This window comes from Trueperaceae bacterium, from assembly GCA_031581195.1.
GTDB lineage: Bacteria > Deinococcota > Deinococci > Deinococcales > Trueperaceae > SLSQ01.
The window spans coordinates 1-10,807 of sequence record JAVLCF010000081.1 but is presented as its reverse complement, the minus strand read 5'-3'; the positions used below and the strand labels follow the sequence as shown (position 1 = coordinate 10,807).

Sequence of the window (10,807 nt, the reverse complement as noted above, 5' to 3'; positions counted from 1 at the left end):
GTTGGTCTTGCCGATCATGATGGCGCCGGCGTTCAGGAGCCGCTCGACGGCGACGTCGTCCTCGTCAGGCACGAGGTCGGCGTAGACGCGGGAGCCGTAGGTGGTGCGCACGCCCGCGGTGGAGAGTAGGTCCTTAACGAGGAACGGCACTCCGTGGAGGGGGCCGACGTCGCCGCCGGCGTCCAGCGCCGCCTGCGCCCGGTCTGCCGCGGCCCGCGCGGCGTCGTAGGTAGTCGTACAAACGGCGTTGACGGCGTCGTTCAGGCATTCGACGCGGGCGATGCAAGCATCGACGAGCTCGCGGACCGACACCTCTCGGTCGCGGACGCAGCGGGCCTGCTCGACGGCGCCGAGGGCCGTGAGGTCATTCATGTCGGGGATGCCTCCGTTTCGACGGCACGGGTGAAGCGTTCGACGCCGTCGTCGACGTCGACGCGGGGCGCAAAGCCGGTGGTCGCCGCAAACGCAGCGCCATCCACGAGGACGATCGCGCGCTCGCGCGGTTCGCCGGTCACGGTCACGTCGGCGTTCCGACGGCGAATCAGGGCGCGAGCCGCAGCGTACGGACTGGTGGTGGTCCCAGCGACGTTGTAGACGGGCGCCAGGTCGGTGGCGGCGCGACCGGCGGCGAGGACGGCATCGACGGCATCGTCGATGTAGATCCAGTCCTCCTCTGCCGCCGAGAAGGCATACGCACCGGCTCGTCCATGCGCCACGTCGGACGCGAACGCCATCCACGTAGCCTGCGCCCCGCCGTACCAGCGGCCGGGGCCGTAGACGAGGGGAAGGCGGAGGCCGGTAACCGACAGGTCGCCGCGTTCCAAAACGAGCATGGTGTATCGCTCGGCGATCATCTTGGTGGCCCCGTAGATGGTGGTCGGAGCCGGGGGGTCGGCCTCCGTCACCCGCGCCTTGGGTGCGTACATCGCCGGGGGACCGTAGACGGTGGTACTGCTGCTCCAGACGACGCGGCCGACACCGTGGCGTGCGGCGGCCTGCAGGAGGCCGGCGAAGCCTTCGACGTTGACGGCGACGGCGGTGCGGGGGTGGCCCTGGGCGCTGGCGAGGAGTCCAGCAGCGTCCGCGCCGAAAGCGGCGAAGTGGAGGATCGACTCGGGACGGACGCGGTCGAGGAATGCGTCCACCTCGTAGGGGACGGTCAGGTCCAGACGCTCGGTACCGGGCCGCCCGCGGCTCACGTCGCGGTCGGCACCGATCGCGTCGTAGCCATCCGCGACGAGCGCGTCCAGGACGGCGCGCCCGAGGAAACCGGAGGCGCCTGTGACGAGGACCCTCCCGAGCGGCCGACCGAGGGCGGGATTGCTCACGCGATCTCCGCGAGAAAGGTGTCAACGAAGGCAACTGTCCGGTCGAGAGCGGTATCGACGATACGTCGACCGACCTCCTCGTCGGCATACCTCGCGTCTCCAAACGCGCCGTTACGGGTCTGGCGGTCGAACGGGACGGGAGCGTACAGGGAGAACGGGTCCGTATTGTCGGCGTGGAGCCGCTCGTGGGGGATCATGTCGCCCGGGACGAGAGCATCGCGTCGAACGTAGGCTTCGTCGAGGTGCAGCATCACGCTGGTCTCGATCTCGCAGGCGTGCCCGAAGCGTGGGGTTCGGCTAGCCTCGCGGATTACGTCTGCGGCCTGCTTGAAGTAGAACATCGAGGCCGTCTCGATCCCGACCTCGTACCGAATCGCGTTCGCGGCGACGTTGAGGATCGCGGTGTTGCCATTATGGCCGTTGACGAACATGAGCATGCGGACGCCTTGCCGGTGCGCACTGCGGGCGACGTCGCGGAGGACGGCGAGCACGGCGTCTGGACCGATCGACAGCGTGCCTCGGAAGCCCATGTGGTGCTCGGACAGGCCGTACGGGAGAGCCGGGAGTGCCACGGCGCGGGAGCCGAGCCGCTCGGCGAGGAGGCCCGCGATTCGTTCGGCGGCGCGGGTGTCGGTGCCGATGGCGAGGTTGGGTCCGTGCTGCTCCGTGGCGCCCACGGGCAGGAGGGCGACGATGGGCGCCTCGCCGTGCTCCAGCTCCGCGCTGGTGCGGAGTGCCAGGTCGGAAGGAATCTGGGTCATGGTGTCTCCTAGAGGGTACGGTCCGCGCGTCAGCGTCGGGCGTCGGGATCGAGGCTGGCACGGAGCCCTCGGCCGAGGGTCGAGAGGGCGACGGCGCTGTAGACGATGGCCATGCCCGGGAAGATGGAGATCCAGGGGGCGTTGAAGAGGTAGTTCTTTCCCTGATTCAGGATGGCACCCCACTCGGAGACGGGGGGTTGGACGCCGAGACCGAGGTAGCCGAGGGCTGCGGCGATCTGGATGGCCGCCGGAAAGAGAATGGTGAACTGAATCACGATCGGAGTGACGATGTTGCGTGCGACGTGCCGGAAGACGGTCGAGGCGCTACGGACGCCGAGAGCACGGGCGGCCTCGACGTACGTTTGATTGGCTTCTGCCATGGTGGCGCCGCGGGCGACGCGGAAGAACATGGGGATGTAGACCAACGCTAGGGCAAACACGCCGTTGCGAATGCCGGGCCCTAGGATACCGGTGATGATCACGGCGGTAATCATGGACGGGAAACTGAGGAGCACGTCGACTCCCCGGCTGAGGATGGCGTCGGTGGGGCCGCGGAAATAACCGGCCAGAAGGCCGAGGATCATGCCGAGGACGGCGGGGATGCCGAGCGCGAGAGCGACCATGCCGAGCGTGACGCGGCTGCCCCAGAGGACCCGGGTGGCGACGTCGCGCCCGAGCTCGTCCGTACCCATGAAGTGCGCTGCGCTGGGCGCTTGTAGGGCCTTGGTCGCATCGATCTCGTTGGGACCGTAGGGGGTCCACACGCCGGGTGCAGCAAGAAGCACAACGAGGATTCCGGTGAGAATCGTGCCGAGGAGAAGTTCCCGGTTCTTGCGGATCGTACGGGCCGCCGAGGCAAGGCGGGCGACGGCGTCGGGACGCGGCACCCCGTCGCGCGCGAGTCCGGGGTCGGTGCGTACGTTCACAGGCGACGCTCCTTCCTCACGCGTATGTGATCCTGGGGTCGAAGACGGCGTATAGGATATCGACGATCAGGTTGACGAGCAGCGTGACGATCGCCAGGACGAAGATGCCGCCTTGTACGACGGGGTAGTCGCGGGTCTGGAGGGCCCAGAGAATGAGGCGCCCAATGCCGGGCAGGTTAAATACGGCCTCAATGGCGACGACGCCGCCGAGGATGCCGATGAAGATCACACCGGTGAAGGACGTCAGCGGAACGAGGATGTTGCGGAATACGTGCTTGGCGTAGACGACACTACGCGGCACGCCCTTGGCGGTGGCGGTGCGCACGAAGTCTCGCCCAATCGTGCCGAGGATCAGGTCGCGAACGAACTGGCTGATGGCGGCCGCATTGAAGAGGCCAAGCGCGAGGGTCGGCAGGAACATGATCTGTACGTTGAGCGCGAGGTCGTCAAGCGGTCCCACGTAGCGGAACGGCGGTCCCCAGGAGAAGACGTTGGAAGCGACGACCAGCATCATCGCACCGACCCAGAACGCGGGGAGGGAGAGGCCAAGCACGTTGAACGCCTGAATCGCGACGTCGGCGACGGTGTCGCGAAGGTTGGCGGCGACGATGCCGAGGACGCATCCGACGACCAGGGCGAAGGCGAGGGAGAGGACCGCTAGCTCAACACTGACCCAGAAAGCGCGCAAGACCAACGTGAGGACGGGAGTGCCCTGGTTCCAGCTTTCGCCCAGCGAGCCGTTCAGGAGTTGACCTAGCCAGTCGAGGTACTGGACGTGGACCGGCCGGTCGAGGCCGAAGTACGCCTCGAGCGTCGCACGTGCCTCTTCGGATCCGGCACCGAGCTGCCCGAGCATCTGCTGGACGATGTCGCCGGGCACGGTGTGGACAAGGAGTACGACGAGCACGCTCACGAGAAGGGCCGTGAGAAGCATCGAGAGGAGCCGTTGGGCAAGGAAACTGGTCATGAGAATGAGGTGGCGTGGGGTCGGCCGAGGTCGGCCCCACGCCGTGGCGGATTACTCGACCCAGGTCCGGATGAGGCCGAAATACCAGCCGGACGGGTGCTGCACGTAGTTCTGGACGCGGTCCTGTTGCACGGCGACGATCGAAGAGCTGAAGAGGGGGACGGTGATGGCGTCCTCGGCCATCATCTTCTGCACCTCCACGTAGTGGGCATACCGCTCGTCGTAGTCGGTCGCCTGCTTGGCCTGTGTGAGAAGCTCGGTGGCCTCCGCATTGTTCCAGTTGCGGAAGTCGTTGCCGACGGGTCGCGCCTGGAAGTGCGCGTCGAACAGGAGGCTCGGGTCGGGCACGGTACCCCAGTCGTTGAGGGTCACCTCGACGAACGAGCGGGAGCCCCAGTTGTCGATCCACACGCCGAGGTCCTGGCGTTGGACGGTCGCGCGGATGCCAGCCTCGGACAGCTGCGACACGAGCGTCTCGGCAGCGGGCGTCATCCAGTCGAAGCCGATGATGGTCGTGATCTGGACGTCGACGCCGTCGGGATAACCGGCGTCCGCGAGGATCTGCCGCGCGCGCTCGGGGTCGGGGCCCTGCATCGGCAACTCGGAAAGCCGTGCGCCCCAACGCTCCTGCATACCGGCGGGAACGAGGCCGATAACCTGGCCGTAACCCTGCACGGCGGCCTGGAGGATTTCCTGCTTGTCGATGGCGAGCGAGATGGCCTGCCGGATGGCGACGTCCTCGGTCGCACCGGCACCTGCCTGCAAGTCGATGGACTTCTGGACCCACGAGGTCTGCTCCTGGTGGCTGAGGCTGTTCACACCTTCGATCTGGGCGACGTCCTGGGGACGCGCGAGCTGAGCGAGATCGACCTGGCCGGTGCGGAGGCCATTGAGGAGCGAGTTGCCGTCGGGAACGCTGACGAAGGTGATGGCGTCCAGGTAGGGCACGCCGGGCTGCCAGTAGTTCGGGTTACGGACCAGGCGGATGGACTGGTTCGGTCGGAACTCCTCGAGCATGAACGGGCCGGTGCCCACGCTCGCCTGGTTGAGACGCGCCTGAGCGCCGTCCTGGTCGAAGTAGCCCTCCGGGAACACGGCCGTCAGTTTGTCGGCAACGCCGGCGAGGATAGCGCTGTTGCGGCTGGACATGTGGAAGGCGACCGTGTAGGGGTCCACGACCTCGATCGACTCAACGGCGTTGAGGTAGACCGACCCGGCACAACCACAATCCTCGCTGCGGATGTAGTCGTAGCTGTACTTAACGTCCGCAGCGGTGAGCTCGTCGCCATTGTGGAAGGTGACGCCTTCGCGAAGCTTGAACGTCCAGGTGAGGCCGTCATCCGATGCGCTCCACGAAGTGGCCAACATGGGGCGGATGGTGCCATCCCAATCGGTGTAGGCGAGGCCCTGGTACATGAGGACCGTCACGGCGGTCGTGGCGTCAGCCTGCTGGTGAACGGGGTCCAGTGCGGGCGGTTCGTAGACGATGCCAACGACGACGTCGCCGCCCTGCTGGGCGCCTTCGGGTTCGGGGCCGTAGATCTCGTCGAGGGGCTGGCTTTCCTGCGCGAACGCGGCCGCGAAAGCCAGCAGCGCAGTCGTCAGGGCGACCGCCAGGGGGCGGATCCAGTGGCGCCGGAGGGGCGTGGGGGTGCGGTGGGTCATCGCGTGCTCCTTCTCGGGTCGGGGCGTGGGTGCGTCGGGGGCGCGGCGGTGCCGGCGCCTCACGCACGGGTTTCGAGCGCGACTGCGGCGCGCCAAGCGGCCAACTTCTCCTCTCCCTCCAGAACTTCGATCAGCACGGGGCCGCGCGCGGTGAGCGCCGCGCCTATGGCCTCGTCGAAGAGGGCGTTGCTGGTCGCGCGCCGGGCGTTGATGCCGTGCGCTTCGGCGATGGCGACGAAATCGGGGTTGTGCAGGTCGGTGGCGACGGGTCGCCCGGGAAAGTGCTTCTCCTGGTGCATCCGGATGGTTGCGTACATCTCGTTGACGAACACGAGGAAGATGATCGGCAACTTGCGTGCGCCGGCGACGGCCAGCTCGTTCATCGTCATGGCGAACCCTCCGTCGCCGGCGAGGGCGACGACGCGGCGGTCGGGGTTCGCTAGGGCGATGCCGACGGCACCCGGCACGGCGTACCCCATGGCGCCGGAGATCGGCCCGAAGTGCGTGCCGGACTGGACGAACGGGAAGTATCGGGGCACCCAGGCCGAGAAGTTACCGGCGTCGGTGACGAGGGCCGTGTCGGGCGGCGCGTGCCGCCGGAGGCTCGCCATGGCGGCGCTGAGGTTGACGGCGCCGGCGTCGTCCGGGAACGGCTTCTCGTAGGCGCTCGTACGTTCGTACGTAGCCCGGCAGTGGCGAGCCCAATCGATGCGCGCATCGTCCGGCTCAACGGGGTCGTAGGCGGTCGCCAGAGCGTCCAGGAACTCTCGGGCCGAGGCGACGATCCCAGTCGACGGGAAGCGCCAGTTACCGAGCAGGGACGCGTCGCTGGCGACGTGGATCACGTCGGCGCCGGACAGGTCGAGGTCGTACCCGTGGGCGGTAATTTCGTCGAAGCGGTCGCCGACGACGAGGACGAGGTCCGCGTCGTACAAGCCAGCGACGGCGTGCCGGGGCGTGCCGAGCGAGACGTTGCCAGCGTAGTGGCGGTGGTCGTTGGGGAACGCGTCGAAGCGCCGGAAGGCGGTGTAGACGGGTATGCCAGTCGCTTCGGAAAGGCGGACCGCGGAGTCGGTACAGCACTCGGCAAGGACCTCTCGGCCAACGATCATGGCAGGGCGCTCGGCGCTGGAGAGCTTGGCGGCAATCTCGTCCCGGTCGGCGGCGCGCATGGCGGGCAGCCGGACGTCTGTGAGGAACGGTGCGGACGCACCGGCGTCGCCGTACAGGACGTCTTCGGGCAAGCCCACGATCACCGGGCCGGGTCGCCCGCTGGTGGCGACGCGGAACGCTTGCGAGACGAGCTCGCCGATGCGGGCGGGCTTGGGGATCTCAAGGGCGTGCTTGGCGATACCGGCGTAGGCGTGCGGTAGGTCGAGCTCCTGGAACGCTTCTCGCCACTTGTGGTCCGTGCCGACCTGTCCGACGAGCACGACGAGAGGCGTGGCGTCCTGCATGGCGGTGTGGATGGCGATCGCGGCGTGAGTCGAGCCGACACCGCGCGTGACCATGCACACGCCGGGGGCGCCGCTGGCCTTTGCGTAGGCCTCGGCGGCGAAGGCGGCACCCTCCTCGTGGCGGGTGGCGACCACGTCGATGTCGGATACGTCGTAAAGGGCGTCGAGCACCGGAAGGAAGCTCTCGCCGGGAACGGTGAAGACCGTGCGGACGTCGTGCTCGTGGAGGGCGTCGACGACGGCGCGGCCGCCGTTAAAGCTCACGACGGAGCTCCCGCGCCCGGCCGGAGACGGAAAACGAAGGCTATTTCGACGGGGGAGCGACGCGGAAGGCTCGCGACGCCGACGGCAGCGCGGGCGTGACGTCCAGCCTCACCGAAGACGTCGGTCAGGAAGGTCGAAGCGGCGTCGATCACCTTGGGGTGGGCACCGAAGTCGGGCGGGGCGGCTACGAAGCCGGTGACCTGAACGACGCGTTCGATGCGGTCGAGCGTTCCGAATCCGAGCTCGGACTCGAGGACCGAAAAGGCGTTGATGACGCAGAGGCGCGCGCAGTCGCGGGCCTCATCGGTCGACACCTCTTCAGGGACGCGACCGACGTGAAGCATGCCGTGGTCCGCTCCGGTCTTGGGGAGTTGGCCGCTCACGTAGGCGTGGCCGCCACTTTCGACGACGGCGGCGTAGTGGAACGCCGGCGCGATTGGTTCGGGCAGCGTGACGCCGAGCTCAGAAAGACGGCTGGCAACGGTCATGGGATCACCTCGGGAACGTGCGTACCGGGCAGAATCAGCTCATTCAGGGCGTCACGGTTCAGGGCGAGGCCCAGGCCGGGACGGTCGGGGATCTGGACGCCCCCATCGGCGTCGACGCCGGGCGTGCCGCTAAGCAGTTCGTCTCGGAGGGGGTTGCGGCCCTGGTCGTACTCCAGGAGGACCGGCACCTCACGGTCCTCCTGAGCGGGGTAGGGAGTGACCGTGGCGAGGACCTGGAGGGTCGACGCAAGGGACACGGCGCCGGACCAGCAGTGGGGAGAGAAGCGGACGGCGTTGGTCTCGGCCATATCACGGACCGCGATCATCTCGGTCACACCGCCGATCTTATTGACGTCGGGTTGGACGACGTCGACGAGGCGGTCCTGGACGAGGGGTCGCAGGGCATGGCGGGAGTAGCTGGCCTCGCCGGCGGCGATCGATCGCGGCGTGAGGCTGCGGAGGCGGGCGTAGCCGGCGACGTCCTCTGGACTGAGGGGCTCCTCGACCCAGTGGACGTCGTACGGCTCGATCGCTCGGATGGACCGGTGGGCGGTATCGACCGTGTACGCGCCGTTGATGTCGACCAGGATGTGGGCGTCCGCGCCCATCACCTCGCGTGCGACGGCGACGCGCTGGGCGTCGCTTTCGGGGCCGAGGCCGATCTTGATCTTTACGGCGCGAAAGCCGGCGGCGCTGGCGCGCTCGATGGCGTTGCGGAAGGCGACGGGGTCGTTGTCCTCGGTGATGTAGCCGGCGCTGGCGTAGGCGAGGACGCGGTCGCGAGCACGGCCCCCGATCAGGTCGGAGAGGGGCCGGCCGGCGGCCTGGGCAACGACGTCCCAGACGGCGGTGTCGATCCCACCGAGCGCCCCGAACTGGAGGCCTTGGGCGCCCATGTGGTAGCTGGCGGCCCAGAGGCGGCGCGTGATGGGCCGCGTGCGGTAGAGGGAGGCACCGACGAACGCGGCTGCGAACTGCTCGATCAGTGCGGCGGTCACGCGGCCTGGGCCCCACGCTTCGCCGAGGCCAAACCGACCGTCGCTCGTCTCGACGAGGACCAGGGTGGTTTGGCGAGAAGAGGTGAGGCCGCGGGCCATGCCGTACGGCGCGTCGAGGGCGTACTCTAGGGGGAGGGCGTGGATCGCGCGGATCGTGATGTCGTGGGCCGTGTCGTCGTCACGTGCCGTCATGTCGGGCCTCCGGCCAGCGCTGCTGCAGGACGTCAAGGGTCCTGGTGAGATGCCGCCGGATTCCGTCGGCGGCTCGGTCGCCGTCGCCGACTTCGATGGCGTCGACGATGGTGCGGTGCTCGAGGTGCTGCTCTTCGACGCGGGCGATCGCCTGAAGGCCGAAGAGGACGGGTGCAATGAGGGTGTGGGCGTGAAGCTCGCGGTAGATGGCCGCGAGGCGGCCGTTGCCAGTACCTTGGACCAGGAGACGGTGGAACTCGGCGTCGTGCTGCGAGTACGTCCAGTACGCGTCGAAGTCGTCGTAGAGGTGCGGGCCGGCGAGGCTGGCCATGCAGTCGATCGAGCGCCGCATCGCGGCGATGGCATCGGGCTCTAACGGAACGGCGGCGGCGGCCACCTCAATCATGAGGCGCACGTCGTAGATCTCGACGATGTCGCGCAGCGTGATTCGGGCGATGGTCGTGCCGCTACGGGGGCGGCTCTCGAGTAGGCCCTCGCGCGCCAGGCGGTGGAACGCCTCACGGACGGGCGTGGCGCTGACGTCGCAGTCGCTGGCGACGCCCTGGATCGAGATCCGCTCGCCGGGCGCGTACACGCGTGTGACGATGCGGTGCATGAGGGCCCGGTAGACCTGCGTCGCCAGGTCCTCCTTAACGATCGATCCCGCCCGTTGAACGTCAATGACAGACTCCACGTCAGCTCCCTCCGGGACTACTGATATATCAGACATAACGCATTAGGTTTCACTAAAGCTAGCAGATGGCGGGGCGGTAATGCTAGACCGGGGTGTGTACACGCCCACGTGCGTGGTCGTTCGATGCGTACTATGCGTGAGGGACTGGGCTCTTGCAACGGACCGGTGTGAGGTCGGTCGTGCCTAGAGGGGAGATCGGCGACGAATTTTCTTGCGTTCCGCTTGGTACGTTGGCCGGTGGCGCCGTTCGGTCTTCGGCACGACTTGAGGTACGAAGACGACGGCAGCTCGACGCCGCGCTATCGTCGGGCACGGGCATAGCCGTCATCGATATCAGTCTTGGCCGTGGGAGCGAAAGTCGGGCTCGCCGGGGCGCGACGCGACACGGGGTCGTGGCGCCTCAAGAATGCCGCCCTCGGTTCGGCGAGCGATCCGCCCGCCGGCAGGTACCGCGCGTTGCAGGAGCGAGGACGGCTGCACGCTTCTCGCCCTCAACGCACCGATCGCATGACCCTAGGGCCCCGCGCCCGTGGTGGAGCGTTCCATCGCGAGGGCCACGATCGGCGCAAAAGCCGACGCTCCGTTCCCGAGAAAGACCGATTGCGTCGTCCAGCGGATCCACGAGGGGTGTCGCTCGGAGAGCGACGCCGACCGGATCGTCCGAATGGTGCGCTCGCCTCTTGGACGCTCCTCGACGATCGAAGGCACGGCGGCGTGTCAAGACGTTCCCATCGCGCGGACTGCAGACGGATCGGCGGACCCCCCGCCATCGACGCAGATCCCGCGGTGATGTGTAAGGTCCACTCCGAGGCGCCCAGCGTGGCTACTGCGGGAAATCGCCGAGTCGACATCCTCGCGGGCGTCATGCGTACCCCCTTCGGGCCCCGCGCACCCACAAGGCGGAATGTACACAGGCTGCAATGCACCGACCGAGTGCACTGCAGCGCACGCCCACGCACGCGCAGATCATCGCGCAGTGCCCCTATTAGGCAAATGACATGCGAAGAGGATGGCGGGGACGGGGGCGTCCTCCGCCCCTTCGGGCAGCCAGATGCGGGCGGCGAGGG

10 protein-coding genes are annotated in these 10,807 nt (G+C 67.9%); all 10 read right to left on the bottom strand.

Features of this window, described 5'->3' with window-relative positions:
• Positions 1-372 (bottom strand): amidase family protein (locus tag RI554_08335; GenBank protein MDR9392018.1); only part of this gene is annotated, 372 nt, incomplete at its 3' end.
• On the bottom strand, positions 369-1,328 hold the full coding sequence (locus RI554_08330) for an NAD-dependent epimerase/dehydratase family protein (GenBank protein ID MDR9392017.1): 960 nt from the start codon (positions 1,326-1,328) through the stop codon (positions 369-371). The genes RI554_08330 and RI554_08335, both read right to left, overlap by 4 nt.
• Positions 1,325-2,089, bottom strand: coding sequence for a creatininase family protein (locus RI554_08325; GenBank protein MDR9392016.1), 765 nt, complete (start codon positions 2,087-2,089; stop codon positions 1,325-1,327). Before RI554_08325 ends, RI554_08330 begins: the two co-directional genes overlap by 4 nt.
• A 29-nt stretch (positions 2,090-2,118) precedes the next feature.
• Positions 2,119-3,015, bottom strand: a complete 897-nt coding sequence (locus tag RI554_08320) for an ABC transporter permease (GenBank protein ID MDR9392015.1) — start codon at positions 3,013-3,015, stop codon at positions 2,119-2,121.
• A 16-nt stretch (positions 3,016-3,031) separates the two neighbouring features.
• Positions 3,032-3,982 (bottom strand): ABC transporter permease, encoded by a 951-nt coding sequence (locus RI554_08315; GenBank protein ID MDR9392014.1) that lies wholly within the window; start codon positions 3,980-3,982, stop codon positions 3,032-3,034.
• A 51-nt stretch (positions 3,983-4,033) separates the two neighbouring features.
• Positions 4,034-5,647, bottom strand: coding sequence for an ABC transporter substrate-binding protein (locus tag RI554_08310; protein MDR9392013.1), 1,614 nt, complete (start codon positions 5,645-5,647; stop codon positions 4,034-4,036).
• A gap of 59 nt (positions 5,648-5,706) precedes the next feature.
• Positions 5,707-7,368 carry a thiamine pyrophosphate-binding protein gene (locus tag RI554_08305; GenBank protein ID MDR9392012.1) on the bottom strand — a complete coding sequence of 554 codons (1,662 nt, stop codon included), beginning with the start codon at positions 7,366-7,368 and terminating at the stop codon, positions 5,707-5,709.
• Positions 7,365-7,856: a RidA family protein gene (locus RI554_08300; GenBank protein ID MDR9392011.1), complete on the bottom strand. Its 492-nt coding sequence runs from the start codon at positions 7,854-7,856 to the stop codon at positions 7,365-7,367. Before RI554_08300 ends, RI554_08305 begins: the two co-directional genes overlap by 4 nt.
• Complete coding sequence (locus RI554_08295) at positions 7,853-9,046, bottom strand: mandelate racemase/muconate lactonizing enzyme family protein (GenBank protein ID MDR9392010.1); 1,194 nt, start codon at positions 9,044-9,046, stop codon at positions 7,853-7,855. Before RI554_08295 ends, RI554_08300 begins: the two co-directional genes overlap by 4 nt.
• The gene (locus tag RI554_08290) at positions 9,033-9,740 is read right to left on the bottom strand and encodes a GntR family transcriptional regulator (GenBank protein MDR9392009.1); all 708 of its coding nucleotides are present in this window, start codon (positions 9,738-9,740) and stop codon (positions 9,033-9,035) included. Before RI554_08290 ends, RI554_08295 begins: the two co-directional genes overlap by 14 nt.
• Positions 9,741-10,807: the final 1,067 nt, after the last annotated feature.